This is a genomic window from Arthrobacter sp. Y3221114, from assembly GCF_059092625.1.
The window spans coordinates 854,678-876,814 of sequence record NZ_JBNHHW010000001.1 but is presented as its reverse complement, the minus strand read 5'-3'; the positions used below and the strand labels follow the sequence as shown (position 1 = coordinate 876,814).

General features: G+C 67.4%; 20 protein-coding genes. 8 read left to right on the top strand and 12 right to left on the bottom strand.

Features of this window, described 5'->3' with window-relative positions:
* On the top strand, positions 1-1,244 hold a 1,244-nt coding region (locus AC5RV3_RS04000; protein WP_494120989.1), incomplete at its 5' end, for an HNH endonuclease signature motif containing protein.
* 199 nt (positions 1,245-1,443) lie between these two features.
* Here the strand turns inward: AC5RV3_RS04000 and AC5RV3_RS03995 are convergent.
* From AC5RV3_RS03995 to AC5RV3_RS03970, 6 genes are all read right to left on the bottom strand, one after another.
* Complete coding sequence (locus AC5RV3_RS03995) at positions 1,444-2,451, bottom strand: serine/threonine-protein kinase (RefSeq protein WP_494111241.1); 1,008 nt, start codon at positions 2,449-2,451, stop codon at positions 1,444-1,446.
* Positions 2,452-2,537: 86 nt separating this feature from the next.
* Positions 2,538-3,344, bottom strand: a complete 807-nt coding sequence (locus AC5RV3_RS03990; RefSeq protein ID WP_494120988.1) for an alpha/beta fold hydrolase — start codon at positions 3,342-3,344, stop codon at positions 2,538-2,540.
* A gap of 2 nt (positions 3,345-3,346) precedes the next feature.
* Entirely contained in the window at positions 3,347-3,679 is a 333-nt protein-coding gene (locus AC5RV3_RS03985) for a biotin/lipoyl-containing protein (protein ID WP_493986828.1), read from the bottom strand.
* Positions 3,672-4,646 carry an alpha-ketoacid dehydrogenase subunit beta gene (locus tag AC5RV3_RS03980; protein WP_494121029.1) on the bottom strand — a complete coding sequence of 325 codons (975 nt, stop codon included), beginning with the start codon at positions 4,644-4,646 and terminating at the stop codon, positions 3,672-3,674. Before AC5RV3_RS03980 ends, AC5RV3_RS03985 begins: the two co-directional genes overlap by 8 nt.
* A 118-nt stretch (positions 4,647-4,764) precedes the next feature.
* Positions 4,765-5,811 (bottom strand): thiamine pyrophosphate-dependent enzyme, encoded by a 1,047-nt coding sequence (locus AC5RV3_RS03975; protein ID WP_494120987.1) that lies wholly within the window; start codon positions 5,809-5,811, stop codon positions 4,765-4,767.
* A gap of 183 nt (positions 5,812-5,994) precedes the next feature.
* Positions 5,995-7,401, bottom strand: coding sequence for an amino acid permease (locus AC5RV3_RS03970; protein ID WP_494120986.1), 1,407 nt, complete (start codon positions 7,399-7,401; stop codon positions 5,995-5,997).
* Positions 7,402-7,501: 100 nt separating this feature from the next.
* Between AC5RV3_RS03970 and AC5RV3_RS03965 the strand changes: the two genes are divergently transcribed.
* On the top strand, positions 7,502-7,975 hold the full coding sequence (locus AC5RV3_RS03965; RefSeq protein ID WP_494120985.1) for an Lrp/AsnC family transcriptional regulator: 474 nt from the start codon (positions 7,502-7,504) through the stop codon (positions 7,973-7,975).
* Here AC5RV3_RS03965 and AC5RV3_RS03960 read toward each other — a convergent pair.
* Both AC5RV3_RS03960 and AC5RV3_RS03955 read right to left on the bottom strand, forming a co-directional pair.
* Positions 7,914-8,498 (bottom strand): hypothetical protein, encoded by a 585-nt coding sequence (locus tag AC5RV3_RS03960; protein ID WP_494120984.1) that lies wholly within the window; start codon positions 8,496-8,498, stop codon positions 7,914-7,916. The two genes, AC5RV3_RS03965 and AC5RV3_RS03960, sit on opposite strands and share 62 nt — an antisense overlap.
* Positions 8,499-8,569: 71 nt before the next feature.
* The gene (locus AC5RV3_RS03955) at positions 8,570-9,439 is read right to left on the bottom strand and encodes a hypothetical protein (RefSeq protein WP_494120983.1); all 870 of its coding nucleotides are present in this window, start codon (positions 9,437-9,439) and stop codon (positions 8,570-8,572) included.
* A 160-nt stretch (positions 9,440-9,599) separates the two neighbouring features.
* Between AC5RV3_RS03955 and AC5RV3_RS03950 the strand changes: the two genes are divergently transcribed.
* From AC5RV3_RS03950 to AC5RV3_RS03925, 6 genes are all read left to right on the top strand, one after another.
* On the top strand, positions 9,600-10,307 hold the full coding sequence (locus tag AC5RV3_RS03950; protein WP_494120982.1) for an NUDIX hydrolase: 708 nt from the start codon (positions 9,600-9,602) through the stop codon (positions 10,305-10,307).
* 122 nt (positions 10,308-10,429) lie between these two features.
* On the top strand, positions 10,430-11,758 hold the full coding sequence (gene nadA, locus AC5RV3_RS03945) for a quinolinate synthase NadA (protein WP_494120981.1): 1,329 nt from the start codon (positions 10,430-10,432) through the stop codon (positions 11,756-11,758).
* The gene (gene nadB / locus AC5RV3_RS03940) at positions 11,755-13,449 is read left to right on the top strand and encodes an L-aspartate oxidase (protein WP_494120980.1); all 1,695 of its coding nucleotides are present in this window, start codon (positions 11,755-11,757) and stop codon (positions 13,447-13,449) included. Before nadA ends, nadB begins: the two co-directional genes overlap by 4 nt.
* A complete protein-coding gene (gene nadC / locus AC5RV3_RS03935) occupies positions 13,446-14,348 on the top strand; it encodes a carboxylating nicotinate-nucleotide diphosphorylase (RefSeq protein WP_494120979.1) in 903 nt (300 codons plus the stop codon). Before nadB ends, nadC begins: the two co-directional genes overlap by 4 nt.
* The gene (locus AC5RV3_RS03930) at positions 14,345-15,487 is read left to right on the top strand and encodes a cysteine desulfurase family protein (RefSeq protein ID WP_494120978.1); all 1,143 of its coding nucleotides are present in this window, start codon (positions 14,345-14,347) and stop codon (positions 15,485-15,487) included. The genes nadC and AC5RV3_RS03930 overlap by 4 nt, the downstream gene beginning before the upstream one ends.
* Before the next feature lie 105 nt (positions 15,488-15,592).
* A complete protein-coding gene (locus AC5RV3_RS03925) occupies positions 15,593-16,372 on the top strand; it encodes a hypothetical protein (protein WP_494120977.1) in 780 nt (259 codons plus the stop codon).
* A 108-nt stretch (positions 16,373-16,480) separates the two neighbouring features.
* Here AC5RV3_RS03925 and AC5RV3_RS03920 read toward each other — a convergent pair whose 3' ends face one another.
* The 4 genes from AC5RV3_RS03920 to AC5RV3_RS03905 form a co-directional block, all read right to left on the bottom strand.
* Positions 16,481-16,933: a MarR family winged helix-turn-helix transcriptional regulator gene (locus AC5RV3_RS03920; RefSeq protein WP_494111253.1), complete on the bottom strand. Its 453-nt coding sequence runs from the start codon at positions 16,931-16,933 to the stop codon at positions 16,481-16,483.
* Positions 16,926-18,035 (bottom strand): LLM class flavin-dependent oxidoreductase, encoded by a 1,110-nt coding sequence (locus AC5RV3_RS03915; RefSeq protein ID WP_494111254.1) that lies wholly within the window; start codon positions 18,033-18,035, stop codon positions 16,926-16,928. The genes AC5RV3_RS03920 and AC5RV3_RS03915 overlap by 8 nt, the downstream gene beginning before the upstream one ends.
* 192 nt (positions 18,036-18,227) lie before the next feature.
* Positions 18,228-19,394: a UDP-galactopyranose mutase gene (glf, locus tag AC5RV3_RS03910; RefSeq protein WP_494120976.1), complete on the bottom strand. Its 1,167-nt coding sequence runs from the start codon at positions 19,392-19,394 to the stop codon at positions 18,228-18,230.
* Between the two features lie 301 nt (positions 19,395-19,695).
* Entirely contained in the window at positions 19,696-22,098 is a 2,403-nt protein-coding gene (locus tag AC5RV3_RS03905) for a family 1 glycosylhydrolase (RefSeq protein ID WP_494120975.1), read from the bottom strand.
* Positions 22,099-22,137 lie beyond the last annotated feature (39 nt).

Below are 22,137 nucleotides of genomic sequence, written 5' to 3'. Positions count from 1 at the left end.
CCGTGGTCGTGGATTCCTTGGACCGGGCTCGGCACGCCGGTACGCCGGAGGCGTTGCAGGCGATGGAAGCGTCGCTGGTTCGGCAGGCCGTAGAGGCCGATGCCGACACCCTGGTGATGGTTGCCAGGACGTGGGAGACGGCGGTCGATCAGGACGGTGCCGAGCCGACCGAGGAGGAACTGCGGGCCCGGCAGGGCATGTTCTACCGGGGCCGGCGGCGGGGGTTGCACCAGTTCGTCATCAACACCACCGATGCCCAGTACGAAGCACTCGCCACCGTGATGAACAGCGCCGCGAACCCGCGGATCCGCCCCGACGCCATCGAAACCGCCGCCAACGGCGGTAGTGAAGGTGACACGGCAGGACCCTCCGGCCCCGACACCGGCAGCGCGGCAAACACCGACGCGGGCACGTCCATGGGCGGCGGTAACAGCAATGTTGCCGGGACCGGATCCACTGAGGCAGGCAGGGGCGGCGCCGGCGCCGCTGGTGCGGGCGGGACGGACAGGGCAACCGCGGAAGGCAACGCCGATTCGGCATCCCGTCACAACGGTGCAGACCCCAGCGCTGTTGACCCGGCCACCGCGGTGGACCCGGCCACCGCTGTTGATCCGGCCGTGGTGGAGGCGATGGACGGTGCCACCCGGGCGCAGAAGCTGCTGGCGGGCCTGGTGAGTGCCTGCCGGATCGCGCTGAACACCGGCAGGCTTCCGGACTCCGGCGGGCACTGGACACAGGTGATCGTCACTACCGGGTATGAACAGCTGGCCGGGCTGCTCTCCGGCGGCGGCAGCGCGGTCTTCACCGGACCGGTCTCGGCCACCACTGTGCGCCGGATGGCGTGCGACGCGGAGATCATCCCGGCCGTCCTGGGGTCCGAGGGCGAAGTCCTGGACCTGGGCAGGTCGCAACGGTTCTTCAACCGCGCCATCCGCCGGGCCCTGGTCGCCCGGGACAAGGGCTGCGCCTTCCCGGGGTGCAGCATGCCCGCGTTCTGGACCGAAGCGCACCACATCATCCCGTGGTGGGCCGGCGGCCGCACCACCGTCGATAACGGGGTGTGCCTCTGCCTGCTCCACCACGACCTGATCGAGCAAGGCAACTGGGAAATCAACGTCCTCGACGGCATCCCCTGGTTCACCCCGCCGGACTACATCGACCCGCGCCGCAAACCGCTGCGCAACTCCTACTGGCAAACCCACGTCCCACCCCAACCAATCCAGGCCGCACCATTACTGGCTTAGGCCCTTTTCAGGGCATCAATCATCAACCGGCGCAGATCAGACGTCACCAGCGGATGCTCGCTCTGCGGATTTCGTCGCGAAAGATCGCCGGAGCAATCAACCGGCGCAGATCAGCCTCACTCCTAGGCGTGCGGGCAGCCCCCACACCCCCCCGGCGAACGAAGAAGCCGCCAGCGGGCAGAGTTAGCAGAACGCCGGTTCAGCCCACGCTGGGAGCGCGGTTCGGCGGCGCGGGAATGGCCACGTTTCCGGTGATGTGCCCGCCGGTACGCTCTTCGATCGCCCCGGCCGTATCGGGTCCGGTCGTACCGGTCAACAGCGCAGGTGACGACAACGCAGGGGATGACAACACGGGGGCCGTCGCTACGATCTGCTCGGGCAGCGGCGCTTCTGCCAGGTTCCGCAACCTCAAGGCCACTTCGTGGGCGGTCGGACGAGTCTGCGGGTCGCGGCGGGTCATCCAGGTCAGCAGGTCCGCCCATTCGGGATCCAGCGAATCGGGAAACTCCGGGTCCCGCAGTAGGCGTGCGACCGCTGCCTCCATAGGCGTACCCGGGAAGGCCTTGCGCTGGGTGAGGCACTCGAAGAGCACCAGGGCCAAGGAGTAAACATCGCTGGCACCGGTAACTTTCTCGCCGACGGCCTGTTCCGGGCTGAGGTAGTTCGCCGTTCCGATGGTCGCACCCTGGGCCGTGGCCATGCTGGATTCGACCATTCGGGCGATCCCAAAGTCGGACAATTTGGGGTGGTGCCGGGTGTCGTTCGGGCTGCCGTTGGCCAGCAGGATATTGGCCGGCTTTACGTCGCGGTGAATGACACCCTGATCGTGGATGTAGTTGAGTGCATCGGCGAGATCGGCACCGATTTGGGCTGTGTCCACGGACGAGAGCGGACCGCTCCGCAATCTGCGCCGGAGGTCAGCTCCTTCGATCAGTTCCATCACCAGGTAACTGGTGGTGGCGCCGTCGGCCGCCGTGTGCAGGCCTGCATCCAGCAAGGTCACCAAACCGGGGTGGTTCAGCGTGGCCAGCAGCAGGGTTTCGGTGTGTTGCCGCCGGTACTCGTCATCGTCCGGCGTCGTCGGTGCGAACATCTTGACCGCCACCTCGCGGCCCAAAGATTCGTCCACGGCCCGGTACACGGACGCTGCCCCGCCGGTGCCTATGAGCTCCCGTGTCCTGTAGCGCCCGCCCAGGAATACCTCCATCAAGCCTCCACGCCCCAGGATTTTAGTCTCTCGGTAATTGTACCGACCAAAAGCGCCCTTCACGGCACCGAAAAATGCGCGAACGGTCAACCAGCGAGGAATTCGATGGCGGCGGTCTTGAACGCCCGGGAGGTCACCGCATTGGCGTGCGTGCGCGCGGGCAGCCACATCAGCTCCGCCGCGTCGGAGAGCGCAGCTAGCTCCGGTGCGGTGACAGCCAGGTCATCCTTGTCGCCGGCCACCAGGAGCACCGGCATTCTCGGCACGGCCTCGGTCGGGACGAACGGTTCGCTCTTGATCGCCTCAATCATGGTCATCAGCGCGAAGATGTCGTTCGACGGCACCAGCTTGGCCATCCGCAAAAGCTCGGCGGTGTTGACGTCCTCGATGGGCGTCCCGTCCGCCAGGAAGCGCTGGGCAGCGCGCAGGTCGAAGTCCGCCAAGGGGTCGCTGCTGCCGGGTCCGCCCAGCACCATCCGCCGGACGAGTTCCGGCTGGGTGGCGCCGAACTCCCACGCCAACCGCGATCCCAGGGAGTAGCCGATCAGGTCAACCCCGGTGTCGGCGTCGTTCTCTTTCAGCGGACGGACCTTCGCGTCCTGGACCAGCTGCAGCAGGTCGGCGCGGATCCGGCTGGGGGCATAGGCATCCATCTCTTCCGGCGCGGCGCTTTCGCCGTGGCCGGGAAGGTCCACGGTGACCACGCGCCGGCCGGCCTGGGTCAGCGCCGTGATCCAGCCGGCGTCCTCCCAGTTGAGCTTGCTGGAGGAGGCGAAACCGTGCAGCAGGATCACCGGACGGCGGGGGCCTTCAGTTCCTTCGGCGGCCTCGTGCACCTGAACGTGCAGGCGCGGGTCGAGGCCTTCAACGGTGTGCTGCGGGTTGTTTCCCATGCTCAGTCCTCGTCGTCGAGCGCCGCGGTCAGGCGGACGCGGCGCTTAGGCGCTTCTTCCTTCGGTACTGTGCCCACAATACCGGCGGTGTCGTCGGGAACCTCGAAGACGATCAGCGGTTCGCCCACCTTGATGGTGTCGCCGGGTTCACCATGGATTTTCACCACTTTGCCCGCCTGCGGGGAGGGCAGTTCGACGGCGGACTTCGTGGTCTCCACCTCGACCAGCGGATGGTTGCGCTCGATCTGCTCGCCCTCGGCGACCAGCCATTCCAGCACGGTTGCCTCGATCAGGCCCTCACCAAGATCCGGCAGGGGGAACGTAATTTCAGCCACGGCGATACTCCAATACTCGCTGGATCCCGAACAGGATGCGGTCAATGTTGGGTACGTACTCGTCTTCCAGGTCTCCCGAAGGGTACGGTACGTCGAATCCGGTCACCCGCTCAACAGGTGCCCGCAGGGTGTTAAAGCAGCGCTCGGTAATCAATGCGGCCACTTCTGCACCCAGGCCGGAGGTCAGCGGTGCTTCATGCACGACGACGGCGCGGCGCGTCTTGGCCACGGATGCGGCCAGGCCTTCGGCGTCGATGGGCTTGAGCCAGCGCAGGTCCAGCACCTCAATCTCGATGCCGTCTTCGGCGGCGAGCTCGGCGACCTGCAGGCAGCGGGCCACCATGGCGCCCCAGGCCACCAGGGTCAGGTGCTTGCCTTCGCGGACGATGCGCGAGCCTTCGGGGGAGTAGCCAGCCGGTTCGGCGCCGGTGTCCACCGGGCCCTTCTGCCAATAGCGGGACTTCGGCTCCATGAAGATCACCGGGTCCGGCCGCGTCGCCGCGTGCTTGAGCAGGTGATAGGCCTCGTTCGGGCTGGACGGCGAAACCACCTTTAGGCCGGGCACGTGGGCGAACAGCGATTCCAGCGACTCGCCGTGGTGCTCGGGAGCGCGGATGCCGCCGAAGCTGGGCACGCGCAGGGTGATCGGCATCGGCATGGTGCCGCGGCTGCGGTAGTTCATCCGGCCCACCTGGCACACAATCTGGTTGATCGCCGGGTAGGCGAACCCGTCGAACTGCACCTCGGGGATTGGGTGGTAGCCGGCCATGGCCAGGCCCACGGACATGCCCAGGATGCCGGATTCGGCCAGCGGGGTGTCGAAAACCCGTGCCTCGCCGAACTGCTTCTGCAGGCCGTCGGTGATGCGGAAGACGCCGCCGAGCTGTCCGACGTCCTCGCCCAAGACCAAGGCCTTGGGGTTGTCCTGAAGCACCTCCGCCAGCGCGCGGTTCAGCGCCTGCTGCATGGAGAGGTTTTCGACGGCGGTGACGTGGCCATGTTCCACCACGTCCACGGATTCCTGCTGGGCGCTGGTTTCTGTGGTGTTGTCGGTGGCGGCTTCAAGGTCGCTCAGGGTCTTGTGCTCAGGCATGCTCGGACTCCTCCCGCCAGGCGCGTGCCTGGGCCTTCAACGCGTGTGTGGGTTCCTGGTAGACGAAATCGAACATCTCCGTGCCGGGACGGGAGCCCAATGCCACCACTCCTTCCCGGATCTGTTCCTCTTCCGCCTTGGCGGCCTCGAGCACCTCGGCGAAGAAGTCCTCGCCGGCGACGCCGTCGGCTTCCAGCCGGGCGCGCATGCGCAGCAGCGGATCCTCGCCGCCGTCGGCGCGTTCCTCGGCCAGGGTGCGGTAGCGGCCGGGGTCGTCGCTGGTGGAGTGCGGGCCCCGCCGGTACGTCATGGCTTCCACGACGGCCGGCCCATTGCCCGCGCGTGCATGGGCGAGGGCTGCGGCCGTCGCCTGGTGGACCGCGACGGCGTCGTTGCCATCCACCTGGAGGGACGGCATGCCGTAGCCGGCGGCACGGGCGGCGACGGAGCCCCCGGCCACCTGGCGCTCGGTCGGGACGGAGATCGCGAAGCCGTTGTTCTGGATGAAGAAAACCACCGGGGCCTTCATGACTGCAGCGAAGTTCATGGCTTCGTGGACGTCGCCCTGCGAGCTGGCGCCGTCGCCGAAGTAGGTGATGGCCACGCCGAGTTCTCCAGCCGGCGTGCCGGAAAGCGTCTGGCCATGCGCCCAGCCGACGGCGTGCAGCACGGAGCCCGCCACCACGGCTTGGATCGGGGCAAAGCGGGTGGCCTGGGGATCGTAAAGGCCACCGTGCCAGCTGGCCTTGTGGGTGGACATGTACTCGACCATGTCCACGCCCACCGTCCGGGCCACGCCCATCTCGCGGTAGGTCGGGAAGACGAAGTCGCGGGACATGTCCAGCGCGTGCCCGCTGCCTACCTGTGCGGCTTCCTGTCCGAGTTCCGGTGCGTAGCCGGGAATCAGGCCCTGGCGCTGCCAACGGATGGCAGATTCGTCCAGGTGGCGCACCGACACCATCAGCCGGTAGAGCTCCTTGAGCTCCTCGGCGGACAGGTCGGGCTGGGCGGACGGGTCCAGGGAAAGAACGCTGCTCATGCCTGCTCCTCCACGTAGTTTTGGTGCCGCCGCGGTCCCCGCGGGGGAGGAGCACGACGTCGTCAGTTGCTTACGGTGACACTAGTCACCGTACGTGGAGTGTGCAATCTGCAACGGAATGACAGAACAGTGTGCACAGTTCGCCGGGCGTATTGGCAATAGCTGCAGGCAAACTGCTGACTGCTACCGGCGAGGTGAACTTCCGGCAGGTGTTCGGCGTGCGGCGAGTTTTGCCGCCGCGGCTATCGCGGCGATCAGCGCCAGGGTCGAGAGCAGCTGGATTCCCGTTGCCGGGGAGAAGAAGCCGAGCACCAGGATCGCGCCCAGCAAGGCAAGGCCCGCATAGGTCATGGCCGGGAAGCCGCGCATCCGGAACGGCAGCTCGGTGCCGTCGCGGTCGGCCCGGCGGCGCAGCACCAGCTGGGACAGCAGGACCATCCCCCAGACCACCAGGCAGGTTGACCCCACGACGTTCAGCAACACCGGCAGGACGCGCTCAGGGAACAACAGCTCAAGTACGGCCGCCACAAAACCAAACGCCACGGAGGCCAGCACGGCCCTGACCGGAACCCGGCGGGGGCTGAGCCTCCTGAAGGAAGCGGGGGCCTCGTTGCGTTCCGAGAGGGAAAAAATCATCCTGGATGCGCCGTACAGGTTGGCGTTGAGCGCCGAAAGCAGCGCAACCGCCGCGACCAGCGTGATGGCCACATCCGCGCCGGGGATCTGGGCGATCGAGAGTACCGCGGCAAAGGGTGATGCCAGTGCCTCCGAATCCCAGGGCACCGTCAGCGCGATCACGAGCACCGAGCCGAAGTAGAACACCAGGATGCGCCAGACAACGGTCCGGATGGCCTTCGCGACGCTGGCTCCCGGGTTTTCCGTTTCCGCGGCGGCAACGGCCACGATCTCGGTCCCGCCGAAGGCGAAGATCACCACCAGCAGCCCGGCGCCGATGCCGGCGATGCCGTTGGGGGCGAAGCCGTCGTCGCCGAAGATTACGCCCAACCCTGGCGACGGGACGTTGGGCAGCCAGCCGAAGAGCAAGGCGGCGCCGATGGCGAGGAAGGCCAGGATGGCGATGACCTTGAAGATGGCGAACCAGAACTCGAATTCTCCGTAGTTGCGCACCCCGAACAAATTGACCACGGTGAAGACCACCATGAACACGAGCGCGAGCAGCCAGACAGGCAGCGCCGGCCAGACCGTGGCCAGCAAGCCCGCGGCCCCCACTGCCTCTGCCGCGATCACCACTACCAGCTGCAACCACCAGAGCCAGCCGATGGTGGCGCCGGCGGTGCGGCCCAGCGCCTTCTCGGCGTACGTCGAGAACGCGCCGCTGCTGGGGTTGGCGGCGGCCATTTCACCCAGCGCCCACATCACGATGATCACCAACGTGCCCGCGAGCAGGTACGAAATCAACACCGCCGGGCCCGCGGCCTGAATGCCCGCTCCCGAGCCGAGGAAGAGCCCGGCGCCGATGGCGCTGCCGAGTCCCATCATGATCAGCTGGCGCTGCTTCATCCCGTGGCCCAGTCCGGCGGGCAGTGGGGCGCTCGGGTCGCGGTGGTGGGTGGCGGTAAAACGCGGCATCGACTGTCCTGTTGTTTGGCGAAACCAGCCCGTAAGCTGACAATTTGTCTAGCAGTGTCCCACAACTGGCGGCACCGAACCTGAAAGGACGCAGAGCGTCATGCAGATCGACTCTCTCGATGCCGACATTGTCACGCTGTTCACGGAGGACCCGCGGATGTCCGTTCTGGAAGCCTCACGCGTGCTGAAAGTAGCGCGTGCCACAGTACAGGCCCGGCTGGACAAGATGCAACGCGCCGGCGTGACGGTGGGCTGGGGGCCGCGGCTTTCGCCCGAGGCGCTGGGGTATGGGGTGCGTGCCTACTGTTCGTTCGTGATCCGGCAGGAGTCCGGTCACGACGCCGTGGCTGCCGCGCTCGCCGACATTCCCGAGGTGTTGGAACTGCACACCGTTTCCGGTGAAAGCGACCTGCTGGCATGTGTCGTCGCCCGGTCGAACGCGGATCTGCAGCGGGTGCTCGATCAGGTCATGGCGACCAATACAGTGCTGCGTTCGTCGTCCGTGATTGTGCTCAACAGCCACTTCCGGGAGCGGGCCCTTCCGTTGGTCCAGGCTGCCGCCAATCCCCGCTGATCCCGGCGGGATGGGCTGTGTTGTCGTCGTAGACGTAGACGTCGACGTCGGGGATCACCGCCGCCCGGCCGAGCCCGGCAGCGGTTCCGGCGATCACCGCGAAAACGGCAGGCAGCGCACCCGTGCCAGGGGCCAGCAGGGCGACAATTCCCCACGTGAGTGCGGCCAGCCCTGCGGCAAATGCCAGCACGTGGACCCACTGCCGGCGAACCGGACGCAGCAGCATGCCCAGCAGCAGCGCGAACGGAGCGCCCAGTACGGCGGCCAGGAACAGGCCGAGCATCAGCGCCAGGCCCCAGATGCTCAGGGCGGAGGAGTGCGGCGACGACAGCTCGTCGATGATGCTCAGGACCAGCGAGATAACGAACCACGCGCCGACCGCGACCAGCCAGCCCTTCATGAAGGCGTAGCGGCCCAACACGACCCGGTGGTGCGGCGGCCGGGCCTTCGTGCCGTACCTACGGCTCAGGATTTCGTTGTTGTCCGGCGGTACGAATCGCCGCCGCTGTCCCCGTGGGTGCATGGCTGAAGCCTAACCCGGGGGACGGCACCACGCGGCCACGTAGAAATGCCGCTGTGCATCCATCCGTCGTGTCAGTCGGAGGTTGTCGGCTCCGGCTTTTCCAGTCCGGCGAACGGCGCAAGGTCCCGCCGGAAGTTCTCGATGTGGCTTTCCGACAGCGCGGTTGCGCCGTAACCCAGCGTGATCGATCGAGGTGCCCACCCGTGCTCCGCCGCTTCTGCGGCTGCTTTGCCGGACGGGTCGCGGGACACATCCAGCAAAGTGATCGACAGCCACTGGGAGTCTGCTTGCGCCGCTCCGCTCCACACCCAGTATCCGTCCGGATCATCGGTTCCGAAGCGCTCACGCTGTTCCCGCTGCCAGGTTTCATCGTCGCCGTGCGGCGATGACTGGTGATCGAGAACCAGCGCGTCGAAACCATGGTCTGCGAGTATCCCGTTCACGATGTCAACGATGCGCTGCCAGTCCCGAGGCGCCGGGGGAACCGAGCCGCTGATGCGGTTGGCGGAGTTGTAGGTTGAATACGCGGACTTGCCGCCGTACCCGTTTCCTTCCTGCGGATACCAGCCCGCTTTCCCGTCGCCCTGCCAGCGCAGCCCGTACTCTCTGCTGAGCGCGGATTCCACGTCGGCCAAAAGGGCTTCCGCCAGTGGTTCGGTCTGCTCTCGGGCAGGCGCAGAAAGTACTTCCTCGGCTGCAATGTGGGCGTGGCCCGGATAATCACGCCAGTCCACAGTCGTTTCACGATCGCTCGTGTCTGTGTAGGTGGTCGTGGGCGAGGCCGAACAACCAACGAGCAGGGCGACGACGAAAAGCCAAAGACTAATGCGCCCGGGCCGCGCCGGCCGTGCTGTCTGCATCCGAACCCTTCGAACGAAACCTGCCAATGATTTCCCACGGTAGCGGGGGAATGGCAGTTGCGGTACGAACACGCGAGTCATTCGAGGAGACAAGGGCGGGAGGCTTGTCGGGGTGTCGCCATGATCTCGGTGCCGTCACAATTCGCCGACTTCGGGATGTGATTGGGTCAACATGACCATAACCCGCTAGAATGAGTTCTAGTCAAAGTGACTTTTACTAGTCTTCAGGGAGGAGGCAGCCATGCCGATCCACGCGGCCAACGTGTCGGAGCGCGCCCAGCAACCCCCTGAACTGGCCATCTCCACGGTCATCTTCGCCCTCCGCCCGGACCCGGAGACGGGGTCTCCCACCTTGTGGCTGCCGCTGGTCCGCCGTACCCGCCAGCCGTTCCGGGACCTGTGGGCCCTGCCCGGCGGTCCGTTGAGCCCCGCCGAATCCCTGCAGGACGCCGCGGCACGGAACCTGGAGGAGACCACCGGGCTGCAGCCGAGCTACCTGGAGCAGCTGTACGCCTTCGGCGGCCTGGACCGGTCACCGGCGCAGCGGGTGGTCTCCATCGTCTACTGGGCGCTGGTGAAGCCGGACGAGGCTGCGCTGGCCCGCGAAACCGAGAACGTCCGCTGGGTGCGCGCCAATGAACTGGGCCAGCTGGCGTTCGACCACAACCAGATCGTGGACTACGCGCTGTGGCGGCTGCGCAACAAGGTCGAATACAGCTCCATCGCGTATGCCTTCCTGGGATCCACCTTCACTCTGGCCCAGGTCCGCGAAGTCTACGAGGCCGTGCTGGGCAAGCAGTTGGATCCCGCCAACTTCCGCCGCCAGCTGCGGGCGACGCCTGACATCGAACCAACCGACGAGTACCTGCAGGGCGGCCGGCACCGGCCGCCCCGGCTCTACCGCTACACCGGCAGCGCCGCGCAGCTCAGGGGCAGCCCGCCCGCCTAGCCGACTCCCCGGCCGAACCCGCGGCTACCGCTCCCGCGGCACCGCCGCCGCACGCACCACCCCTAGCCCCCGCCCACCCCGGATTTACCGATCTGACCCCCTGCCCAACAACGGAGAACACCATGTCATCGGTCAACAGCACCTTCCAGCTGATCACCCGCGAGGAAGCCCTTGCCGGCTCCCGCGTGCCCGCCGCCTCCACCTGCACACCCGATTTGGCGCAGGGGCCGTGGGCCTTCGACACCGCCTCGGCGAGCGGTGCCTGGGCGCCCTCCTACGGGCCCGGCGCGTCGATGGCCGACCCGGCGCCGGCCGCGACTCCGCGGCAGGGCGAAATCCCGGCAGAATACCGGCTGGCCGGCGACGAGGAGCTCGAGGAGCGGATCCTGGCCGCCAAGGCAAAGCTGGGCGACAAGCTGGTCATCCTCGGCCACTTCTACCAGCGCGACGAAGTGGTCAAGTACGCCGATTTCGTGGGCGATTCGTTCCAGCTGGCTCGGGCCGCCAAGGAAAAGCCGGAGGCGGAAGTCATCGTGTTCTGCGGCGTGCACTTCATGGCGGAAACCGCCGACATGCTCTCCGGAGAAGACCAAGCCGTGATTCTGCCAAACCTGGCCGCCGGCTGCTCCATGGCGGACATGGCGGACATCGACTCGGTGCAAGCTTGCTGGGACCAGTTGGCCGGCGTGCTCGGCACCGGTCCGGACGCGGACGGCAAGGTCCCGGTCATCCCGGTGACGTACATGAACTCGTCGGCCGCGCTCAAGGGGTTCTGCGGAGAGAACGGCGGGATCGTCTGCACGTCGTCGAACGCCGAGACCGTGCTGGAGTGGGCCTTCGAGCGCGCCCACCGGGTGCTCTTCTTCCCCGACCAGCACCTGGGCCGCAACACCGCCAAGGCCATGGGCGTGCCGCTGGAGCAGATGCCCATGTGGAATCCGCGCCAGCCACTGGGCGGCAACGACGAGGCGGCGCTGCAGGAGTCGCGCGTGATCCTCTGGCACGGCTTCTGCTCCGTGCACAAGCGCTTCACCGTGGACCAGATCGAGAAGGCACGCGCCGACTACCCGGGCGTCCGGGTGATCGTGCACCCCGAATGCCCCATGCCGGTGGTGGACGCCGCGGACGAATCCGGGTCCACCGACTACATCCGCAAGGCCGTGGCCGGCGCCACCGAGCCGACGGTCTTCGCGATCGGCACCGAGATCAACATGGTCAACCGGCTGGCCGCCGAGTACCCGCAGCACACCATCTTCTGCCTCGACCCGGTGATCTGCCCGTGCTCGACGATGTACCGGATCCACCCGGGCTATCTGGCCTGGGTGCTGGAAGCCTACGCCGGCACCGGCCAACTGCCCGGCGGCGAAGTCCTCAACCGGATCACCGTGCCCGACTCCGTGGCCGTCCCCGCCCGCGTGGCGCTGGAACGGATGTTGGCAGCCAAGCCGTGAACCGCGAACCGGCCCGGCGCGTGGCGGTGGTGGGATCCGGCATCGCCGGGCTCTACGCCGCAGCCCTTGCCGCGGAACGTTTGGACACGGCCGTCACCCTGATCACCAAGGGCGGGCTGGCCGAGTCCAACACCTGGCACGCCCAGGGCGGGATCACCGCGGTCACCGCGCAGGGCGTCGCGGCAGGGGATTCCGTCGCGGCCCACATCGCCGACACCCTCACCGCCGGTGCCTTCATGAACGACGACGGCGCCGTCCGCCTGCTCTGCTCAGGCGCGGCGGCGGACATCGCCACCCTGGAAGAGTGGGGCGTGGCCTTCGACCGGCACGACGGTGAATTGTCGCTCGGGTTGGAAGGAGCCCACTCGGCGCCGCGGATCCTGCATGCCGGCGGGGACCGCACCGGGGCCGGCATCGCCGAAGTGCTGATCCGCGTGGTCCGCGGCCTGGCGGAGGCGGGCCGGCTGGAGATCCTCGAGCACACGATGGTGCGGCGGCTGCTCACGGCCGGCGCGCGCGTGGCGGGTGTGGAGCTGATGCCCCTGGGAGCAGGTGCCGTGCCCGATCATCTGGACACCGACGTCGTGATCCTCGCGACCGGCGGCGCAGGGCAGCTGTATCCGGCCACCACCAACCCCGCCGCTGCCACCGGCGACGGTGCGGCGCTGGCCTGGGAAGCCGGTGCGGTCCTGGCCGACCTGGAGTTCATCCAGTTCCACCCCACCCTGCTGGACCCGGCGGCGACCGGAGGCAGGGCCTTCATGATCTCCGAGGCGGTGCGCGGCGAAGGCGCCGTGCTGGTGGACGCGGCGGGGGAGCGGTTCATGCCGGCGCTGCATCCGGACGCCGAGCTGGCACCCCGCGACGTGGTCTCGCGCTGCATCCACAACCAGCTCCGGCTGCAGGAGGAAAACGGACTCGTGCCGCAGGTCTTCCTGGACGCCACCGGGATAGAGCGGAAAAAGGGCGCCGGTTTCCTGGCCGCGAGGTTCCCGATGATCGACGCCACGGTCCGGTCCCTGGGCTTCGACTGGACGCGGGAACCGCTGCCGGTGCGGCCGGCCTCGCACTACTGGATGGGCGGCGTGCGGACCGACCACGACGGCAGGACCTCGGTGCCCGGGTTGCTGGCAGTGGGTGAGGTCGCCTGCACCGGAGTGCACGGAGCCAACCGGCTGGCCTCGAACTCGCTGCTGGAAGGCCTGGTTTTCGCCCGCCGGGCCGTGCGGGGGCTGGACGGACCCGAGAGCGTGCCGGTGTTCGGTGCGGTCCCGCTGGACGTCGGTGCCCCGCCGGGCCGGCGGATGCCTGCCGAGGCCCGCGCCGGCCAACCCGACGCGCCGGCCGGAACCACCGCTTGCACCCGGCAACAGATCCAGGCGGTGATGGCGGCCGCCGCCGGCGTGGTCCGCGACGGCCCAACGCTGCGGGAGGCCGCCCGGCAGCTGGCGCGGTGGCATGTGCCGGTCACCGACGCCGCCTCGGCTGAGGACGCCGCACTGCTGACGGTGGCGCGGCTGGTGGTGGCGGCCGCCGAGGCGCGGCGCGACAGCATCGGCGCCCACTATCGCGGCGACTACCCCCAGGCCCCGGCGCACCGCCGGCACCTGGGCTTCCTGAACGCCGCCGCGGCCTCCGCTTCCGCCAACTTTTCCCCAATGTCCCAGCGAGTCCTGCAGGAGCAGCCATGAACCATATCCAGCCGATCGACCGAACAGCAATGGAGCGGATCGTCGCCGGGGCGCTCGCCGAGGACGCGCCGTGGGGCGACGTCACGTCCGGTGCGCTGATTCCGTCCGACGCCACTGCCACGGCGGAGTTGGCCGCCCGCGAGCCAGGAGTGCTCTCCGGCGGCCCCGTGCTGGCCGAGGTCTTCCGCCAGGTGGATCCGGGCGTGCGGGTGGAACTGAAGACCGACGACGGCGCCGCCTTCGAGGCCGGCGAGGTGCTGGCCGTCCTGACCGGAAACGCCCGCTCCATTCTCTTGGGCGAACGGGTGGCCCTGAACCTGCTGCAGCGGCTGAGCGGCATCGCCACCCAGACCGCTGCCTTCGTCCGGGAAGTTGCCGGCACGGCGGCCCGGGTGGTGGATACCCGCAAGACCACGCCCGGCCTGCGGGCGCTGGAGCGCTATGCAGTGCGCTGCGGCGGCGGGCACAACCACCGCTATTCGCTCTCCGATGCCGTGATGGCCAAGGACAACCACCTGGCCGTGCTCACCGCCGACGGCAGCCGGGACCTGACCGAGGCGCTGCTGGAGGCGAAGGCCAAACTCCCGCACACCGTCCACTTCGAGGTGGAGGTGGACAGGGCCGAGCAGATCGAGCCGGTGCTGGCCGCCGGCGTGGACACCATCATGCTGGACAACTTCAGCGTGGACGAACTCCGCGCCGGCGTTGCCCAGGTGGCCGGCCGGGCCATCGTCGAGGCCAGCGGCAACGTGCGGTTGGACACCGTCGGCCGGATTGCCCGGACCGGGGTGGACGTCATCTCGTCCGGGGCGCTCACCCACAGCGTCCGGTCGCTGGACCTGGGCCTGGACATCCGCATTGCCGCGGGGCAGGCGGTTGAAGGGACATCGCCGTCGTGATCTATCTGGACGCCGCGGCGACCGCCCCGGTGCGCCGCGAGGTGCTGGAGGCCATGTGGCCGGCGCTGACGCAGGACTTCGGCAACCCCTCGAGCCACCACACCGTGGGAGAGGCGGCGCTGCGGGCACTGGACTATGCCCGGGGCAAGGCCGCCGAGGTGCTGGGCTGCCGCCCGGGCGAGATCATCTTCACGTCCGGCGGGACCGAGTCCAACAACCTGGCGATCAAGGGCATTGCGCTCGCCTCCCCGCGGGGCAGGCATGTCGTCACCAGCGCCGTGGAACACCCCTCGGTGCTTGAGGCCGTCGACTATCTGGCCCGGTTCCATGGCTTCGAGGTCACCCGGGTGCCGGTGGATTCCGCGGGCATGGTCCGGGTGGAGGAACTGGAAGCGGCGCTGCGCGATGACACCACGCTGTGCACGGTGATGTATGCGAACAACGAGGTGGGCACCATCCAGCCGGTCGGCCGCATCGGCAGGCTCTGCCGGGCCGCCGGGGTCCCGTTCCATACGGATGCCGTGCAGGCGGCCGGCTGGCTGGACCTGGACGTCGCGGCGCTTGGGGCGGAGGCACTCAGCGTGTCCGGCCACAAGCTGGGCGCGCCCAAGGGCTGCGGGCTGCTGTATGTCTCCGGCCGGGTTCCGCTGGAGCCGGTGCTGCACGGCGGCGGGCAGGAGCGCGGCAGGCGGTCCGGCACGGAGAACGTTGCCGGCGCGGTCGCCGTCGCCACCGCGTTGTCGCTGGCCGACGGCGACCGGGCGGCCGACGCCGAACGGCTCACGGGCTACCGCGACTACCTCATCGACACTATCCTGCGGGAACTGCCCGGTACCGTGCTGACCGGTCACCGCACCGAACGGCTGCCCGCAAGTGCTTCCTTCTGCTTCCCGGGAACGTCCGGCGAGGCGGTGCTGCTGGAACTCGAACGCCGCGGGGTGGTCTGCTCCAGCGGGTCGGCCTGCGCCGCCGGCTCGGACGAGCCGTCGGCGGTGCTGCTGGCCATGGGAATCGAACCGGCCGTGGCGCAGACCGCGGTGCGGCTAACCTTCACGGCCGGCGTGAAGGAAGCAGAGATCGCCCTGGCGGCCCGCTCCGTCGTCGCCGCCGTCAAAGAGGTCCAGGCGCTGCGGCGCTGAGCCGAAGCGCCGCCCGGCGCTCCGGGACACGACGCGTTGCCCTATACCGGACTGATCCGCCCGCTGGGTACGGTGGAGTCCTCACGGACCTGAGGGGAGTGCAGCATGAGCACGCGAACGCTGCCGGGCCGGGGTGCCGCCGCGGCACTGTGCTTGGTGCTTGTTTCCGGCTGCGGCCTGCTGCCCGTCGACGACGACGGCGCGTCGGCCGGGGCGAGTGCGTCGCCGTCGGGGGCGGCCGGCGGGGGTGTCGCCGGACAACCCGCGCCGCCGCTCGGCAAAGACCCCGTGCGGGAAGCCACCATCGACGGCTGGAAGGTCTACACCGATCCGGACCGCGTGCTCAGTTTCGAAGTTCCCGGTGATTGGGTGGTGCAGCGGCAGGTCAAGCCCAGCCAGCCCTCGGACGACGGGCTGCATCTGGACATCCGGGACTCTTCCGGCAAGTTGGCCGCCGAACTGCACACCCGGCTCAAGCTGCCAAAGGCCACCTGCGACGGCGGTGTCACCGAACTGCGTGTGCTGGTCAGCGAGCCGGCGAAGGTGCCCGCCGTCGCGTCCGACGACACGGTCGATCCGATGTTCGTCTACCGGACGCTGCTGGGCTACCAGTACTTCGGCTCGATGGGGCTGACCGACAAGACGGCCGGCGACGGCTTCCAGGCCTGCATGGTGGAAAACACCGTCAACGGTCCGGACCCGGTAGGCACCTACGCCTTCGGCACCGCCGTTCGCCACGGCACCCCGGCGCCCGGCGAGGACACCGGGCTGCTGGATGCCTACGGCCTCATCGCGGAGGCGGAGAGCTATGTCTCCACCAAGCACTTCAAGACGGTGCAGCAGGTCATCATGACCCTGCAGATCGCCGAAGATCCGCCGGCCTGAGCCAGCCCGGACCCGTCCAGACCCGGGCGCCTGCGGGCCGGGGCGCGAACGGGCAGCAAAAAGCCCGGAGGCCGGCGCAGAAGCGGCGGCCTCCGGGCTTTTCAGCCGTTACTTCAGGCCTGCCCGCAGTTTGTCGGTCAGCTCCTGCAGTTGCCCGAATTCCTCCTCGGACAGCAGCGGGGCGAGCATGGAATGCAGGTGCTTCACGTGCTGCCGGCCGATCTCCTTCTGCAACGCGCGGCCTTCGTCGGTCAGTGAGATCTCGATGCCCCGCTGGTCGTTGGGGGCCGTGCGCCGGAGAACCAGGCCTTTCTTCTCCAAGCGGTCAACCATCCGGCTGAGGCTCGGCTGGCTGATCAACAGCGCCTCGTTCAGCTCGTTCAGCCGGCTCCAGCCGCCCGGGCACCGGCTCAGGTTGAAGAGGACGTCGTACTCGCGCATGGCAAGCTTCTTGAACTCGGGAAGCTGCTGCAGCCGGCGCATCACCGCCACCTGGGTGCGGAACAGCGATTCCCAGGCCGCCGCCGTCGTCCTGATCTCAGGACCGCCTGAATCAGCCATGGGACACCGACTCCCCGGCAGCTTCCTTGGCGTCGCGCGCGGCCTTGCGGCTGGCGTGGGTCGGGGCGTCCGGTACATGCGCCGGCTTGCGGGCGGCGAACTCCCTCTTCAGCACCGGCAGCACTTCTTCGCCGAACAGGTCCAGTTGCTCCAGTACGGTCTTCAGCGGCAGGCCGGCGTGGTCGATCAGGAACAACTGGCGCTGGTAGTCGCCGAAGTAGTCCGCGAAGGCCAGGGTCTTCTCGATGACCTGCTCCGGGCTGCCGACGGTCAGCGGGGTCTGCGCGGTGAAGTCCTCCAGGGACGGTCCGTGGCCGTAGACGGGCGCGTTGTCGAAGTAGGGCCGGAATTCGTTGACCGCGTCCTGGGAGTTCTTGCGCATGAAGAACTGTCCGCCCAGGCCCACGATTGCCTGGTCGGCGGTGCCGTGGCCGTAGTGCTCGTAGCGCTCGCGGTACAGGCCGATGAGCTGCATGTAGTGCTCCTTCGGCCAGAAGATGTTGTTGGCAAAGAAGCCGTCACCGTAATAGGCCGCCAGTTCCGCAATCTGCGGCGTGCGGATCGAGCCGTGCCAGACGAAGGGTGCGACGCCGTCCAGGGGCTGGGGCGTGGAGGTGTAGTTGTGCAGCGGGGTGCGGTGCTTGCCCTGCCAGTTCACGACTTCTTCGTCCCAGAGCTTGCGCAGCAGGGCGTAGTTCTCCACCGTCAGCTCCAGCGAGTCTTGGATGTTCTTGCCGAACCAGGGGTAGACCGGCGCGGTGTTGCCGCGGCCCAGCACCAGGTCCACCCGGCCGTCGGCCAGCTGCTGGAGCATGGCGAAGTCCTCGGCGATCTTCACCGGATCGTTGGTGGTGATCAGCGTGGTGGCGGTGGAGAGCGTGATCCGCTCGGTCTGCGCGGCGATGTAGGCCAGCAGCGTGGTGGGGGAGCTGGAGAAGAACGGCGGGTTGTGGTGCTCGCCGATGGCGTAGACATCCATGCCGATTTCTTCGACCTTTTTCGCGATGGCCACCGACGCCTTGATCCGCTCGCGCTCCGTGGGCATGCGGTTGGTGGTCGGGTCCAAGGTAACGTCGCTGACGCTGAATACGCCGAGTTCCATAATGTACCTTTCGTCGTGCTTGTTATCCATCAGTTTACATGCATTTGCATTCACTGTTGTTAACGGCCGACACCGGGATACATTCCGGGCGGAGTCGTGGGATCGGTCACCAAGCCCATCCGGTAACCCGGCATGCCTTTCAACCCGGGATGCTCCTTGCCGGCTTACGCGGCAAGGCGCAGAGGCACAGGCCTACATCGACGCGCGGCCGAGGAGGGGGCCGATGGAATTGTCGACCAAACCCAGCGCGGACGCTATGGCCATGTGCATGTCGAGGTACTTGTAGGTGCCGAGGCGCCCCCCGAAGAACACGTTCGGTTCCTGGCCCGCGAGCTGACGGTACGTGATGAGCTTGTCCCTGTCCTCGCTGGTATTGATCGGGTAGTACGGTTCGTCATTGAGACCGGCTGTCCGGGAGTATTCGCGGACGATCACGGTGCGGTCTTTAGGGTATTGCCGTTCGGGATGGAAATGGCGGAATTCGTGGATACGGGTCCACGGAATGTCTTCATCGGCGTAGTTCATCACGGGTGTGCCCTGGAAGTCCGCGGTCGGCAGGATTTCTTGTTCGAAGTCCAGGGTGCGCCAGGACAAGGCCCCGGCGGCATATCCGAAGTAGCGGTCCAGCGGCCCAGTGTAGACCAGCGGGACACCCGTTGGGAGTTGCGCACGGACGTGGAAGAAATCGGTATTCAGGTGCAGGTCGATCCTGGGCGACCGGAGAAAGTTCGAAAGAAAGTGGCCGTAGCCCTCCCTCGGCAAGCCTTCGTAGGTGTCGGTGAAGTAGCGGTTGTCGAAGGTGTAGCGCACGGGCAGCCGGGTGATGATATCGGGGCTGAGTTCCCGCGGGTCCGTCTGCCATTGTTTGGCCGTGTAGCCACGCACCAGGGCCTCGTATAACGGACGGCCGATCAACGAGATGGCTTTCTCTTCCAAGTTGCCGGCCTCTGTAACCGGTACCTCCTGCGCCTGCTGGCGGATCAACTCCCTGGCTTGGTCCGGTGAGAGGTGGCGGCCGAAATAGGCGCAGATCGTGCCCAGGTTGATGGGCATCGGGTACACATTCCCCTTGAAGACCGTGAACACGCGGTGCTGGTAGCCGGTGAACGATGTGAACCGGTTGACATAGTTCCAGACCCGCTCATTGGACGTGTGGAACAGGTGTGCGCCGTACCGATGCACTTCGATGCCGGTCTCCGGTTCCTCCTCCGACCAGGCGTTGCCGCCGGGGTGGGAACGGCGTTCGAGTATCAGCACGCGAGCACCGTACTGACGTGCTACCGTCTCAGCCACGGTCAGTCCGAAGAGGCCTGCGCCGACGACAATGAGGTCGGGACCGTTGTCTCCGGCCGCTACCATTTCAGCGCCTCAGCCGTCATGCACGGGGCCGGGGTGCCGCAGGTTGCGCATTCTCCCTGTTCGTTCCCGGCTGGCGGATGAAGCATGAGGACGGCAGAAATCCTCGCCAGCAGCGGTGCGCGAAGGTACGGCGTGGCAGAACTAACGGCCGCCTCAGCGAGCGCCGGAACGGCAGGGCCTGTCAGGCGTCTCCTGCCCAGCGCGGCGTCCTGCAGGCCCGCTATTGCCGCGCCGACTCCTCGTTCATGGGCGCGTTCCAAATCCTCCGCCACATCGAAGCGTTTGCCCTCGGCCGCGGAGGTCATGCGGTTTCCTCGTCCGGCAATTCTCCTGCAGCGGTTCCCTGGCAGATCAAACGGTGCATCTGTACCGCGATCGCATCCCAGCCGAGGAGTCTCTGCAACGGCCGCATCCGCCGGTCCCGTTCGGCCGAGGAATCACTCAGCGCCGTTTCGCAGGCGTCGGCGAAGCCAGCCGCGTCCACCTGGATGTGGACGAGCCCCCTGTAACCGGCAACAACATCCGGAACCGGTGTCGAAACCACGGGAAGACCGGCGGCCAAATACTCGAGCGTCTTCGTCGGGCTGATCGAGCGTGTCGCCTCGTTCATGGCGAACGGCATCAAGGCCACGTCGAATTCAGCCATGACACCTGGCAGCTCGGCGTACTCGGCCATGCCGGTGTATTCGATGTTCGGAGCCTGTGGCAGCGTGGCAGGATCTATCTTGGCGACCGGTCCCACGATCCGAAACAACCAGTCAGGGAGCATCGCGGCGAGCCCGTCCAGCAGACCAAGGTCGAGCCGTTCATCGATGACACCCACGTAGCCCGCTACCTTCCGGCTGTCGGGCGCCCGCTCCTCGCGGAGAAGCCGGGAGGTCTCATAGTGTGCGGCATCCACGCCACTGGGAAAGAGGTGGCAGGAATCGCCTACGAAGCGGCTGACGCTGCGGTGCAAGGAGGCGCCTCCTGCAAAAACCACATCGGACTCGGCCAGCGCCTGGCGTTGCCGGGTTTGCATGGCTTTGGGTGCATTTCGAAACGACGCCAAATCGTCCATGACGTCATAGCAGAGGACCCCGGGTTCGAGGGTGCGTGCTATCTCCAGCGCCATCGGCGTATAGATCAATACGTCGGGTGAGGCCGGCCGTGCGTGGGCCGCCAGCAAGGCGCGGAACAGAGCGCCGTATTCTTCCGCGCCGGGTGCGTCGAATCCGAGGACGGGCGGCTGTCCGCCAACTTCAGGAAGTTCAAGCCAGACCCTGGTGATGCCGTCCACGTTCTGATGCCGCAGGACCGGTTGTTCGACCTTGGCCGGCATCGGCTCCTCCAGAAACCACGTTCGGGCACCGGTCCGGGTGCGGGCGGCGGTAAACCGGGAAACAAGGTGTTGCGGGCGTTGCCAGACCCAGGTCCACCTCAGGTGGGAGAGCACGACCAGGTCAGGGTCTTCAGAGGGATTCATTCTGTGTTCCTCTTCGTCGGCGTGGTGGGCGGGCGGGATGATCGCCTCTTCAGGAGGATCGCGCCAGGGCCAGTGGCTCATCTGGGGCAGCAATCCCCGGAGCTGGCTGTCGCACGGCGGTTGAAAGCGGTACGCGGGCAGGTCGCGGCTGGAGGTGCCGGATGCCGCAGCCATCCAGGAGTCCGTGAAGCAGGTGGTGTCTGTCCTGCTTCCCCTCGAGCCGGCGCCGACGACGCCGACCGGGTCGGGACGGCGGGCGGCACGGGCGAGCATGGAGTCCCAGTCGCAGGAGTCTACGAAGGGAAACCAGCAGTATCCCTCGAGCCGGATCCCGCGGGATAGCGCCAGTTCGTACTGTTCCAAGGTGTAACGCAACCAAGACGCGCGATCGGAGGCGGTTCCCCGGATGTTGGTCTCGCTCAGGAGCATCGGCAGCCCGTAGCGGGAGCCGTAGTGCTCGGCCAGTGCGGCAAAGCCCAGCGGGTGGGGCGAGGGCGCGTGCGCGCGGGACTCCTCATACCACCACTCGGAGTGGCAATAATAGTCGAGGCCCAGTACATCCACGCGCACGGGGGCCAGTTGCAGCAGATCTTCGCCGCCGTGCTTGACGATTTCCCTTAGGAAGGGGCGGTCCGCGGTCAGTTCGTGTCCGAGCACCAAATCCAGCAGGACGTGCCGCCGGTCGTTGGCGAGAGCTGCGTACTCCGCCGGTCCGCCCGCTGCCCCGTCATGGTGTTCACAGGTATCCACCCAGACATGGCGGGCTTGCGGCAGCAGCTCCGACCAGCGACGGGCCGCCTCGGCGACGGCCGGCAGGACGTTGCGCACAAGGCGCACAAAGCCGTCGACTCCACTGTCGTAGGGGGGCCACAAGGCTTCGTGGCCGCAGAGGAAAAGGGTGGCGAAGGGCTCATTGAACAACGTGTAGGACGTCAACCAGGGGTAGCGCCGCGCCACGGCCTCCGCGTACTCCAGGTAAGCGGGTGCAAATCTCCGGTCCCTGAAACCGTCGTCGAGCCATTGCGGGTAGCTCGTGTGGTGCACCAGGTCGACTACGGGCTCCATGCCACGAGCCCGCAAAAACTGAAGTTGCCGGTCGGTCTCGGACCAATCGAACACGCCTTGTTCTGCTTCCACGCGGTGCCATCGAATTGGAAACCGCACGCTGCCTACGCCCGCCGCGCGCATGTGCTCCAGGTGGCCGCCCCAGTCGGCGAAGCTTCCCGTCAGTTCGGCCACGTCGCGGCCGTGTCGCGGCAGGTAAGTCGATTCAAATGC

Excerpts from the sequence above, each read along its gene's own strand:
- AC5RV3_RS03995 (WP_494111241.1), bottom strand. The coding sequence starts at position 2,451 with ATGGAGGTATTCCTGGGCGGGCGCTACAGGACACGGGAGCTCATAGGC.
- AC5RV3_RS03990 (WP_494120988.1), bottom strand. The coding sequence starts at position 3,344 with ATGGGAAACAACCCGCAGCACACCGTTGAAGGCCTCGACCCGCGCCTG.
- AC5RV3_RS03980 (WP_494121029.1), bottom strand. The coding sequence starts at position 4,646 with ATGCAGCAGGCGCTGAACCGCGCGCTGGCGGAGGTGCTTCAGGACAAC.
- AC5RV3_RS03975 (WP_494120987.1), bottom strand. The coding sequence starts at position 5,811 with ATGAGCAGCGTTCTTTCCCTGGACCCGTCCGCCCAGCCCGACCTGTCC.
- AC5RV3_RS03970 (WP_494120986.1), bottom strand. The coding sequence starts at position 7,401 with ATGCCGCGTTTTACCGCCACCCACCACCGCGACCCGAGCGCCCCACTG.
- AC5RV3_RS03965 (WP_494120985.1), top strand. The coding sequence starts at position 7,502 with ATGCAGATCGACTCTCTCGATGCCGACATTGTCACGCTGTTCACGGAG.
- AC5RV3_RS03960 (WP_494120984.1), bottom strand. The coding sequence starts at position 8,498 with ATGCACCCACGGGGACAGCGGCGGCGATTCGTACCGCCGGACAACAAC.
- AC5RV3_RS03955 (WP_494120983.1), bottom strand. The coding sequence starts at position 9,439 with ATGACTCGCGTGTTCGTACCGCAACTGCCATTCCCCCGCTACCGTGGG.
- AC5RV3_RS03950 (WP_494120982.1), top strand. The coding sequence starts at position 9,600 with ATGCCGATCCACGCGGCCAACGTGTCGGAGCGCGCCCAGCAACCCCCT.
- nadA (WP_494120981.1), top strand. The coding sequence starts at position 10,430 with ATGTCATCGGTCAACAGCACCTTCCAGCTGATCACCCGCGAGGAAGCC.
- nadC (WP_494120979.1), top strand. The coding sequence starts at position 13,446 with ATGAACCATATCCAGCCGATCGACCGAACAGCAATGGAGCGGATCGTC.
- AC5RV3_RS03925 (WP_494120977.1), top strand. The coding sequence starts at position 15,593 with ATGAGCACGCGAACGCTGCCGGGCCGGGGTGCCGCCGCGGCACTGTGC.
- AC5RV3_RS03920 (WP_494111253.1), bottom strand. The coding sequence starts at position 16,933 with ATGGCTGATTCAGGCGGTCCTGAGATCAGGACGACGGCGGCGGCCTGG.
- AC5RV3_RS03915 (WP_494111254.1), bottom strand. The coding sequence starts at position 18,035 with ATGGAACTCGGCGTATTCAGCGTCAGCGACGTTACCTTGGACCCGACC.
- glf (WP_494120976.1), bottom strand. The coding sequence starts at position 19,394 with ATGGTAGCGGCCGGAGACAACGGTCCCGACCTCATTGTCGTCGGCGCA.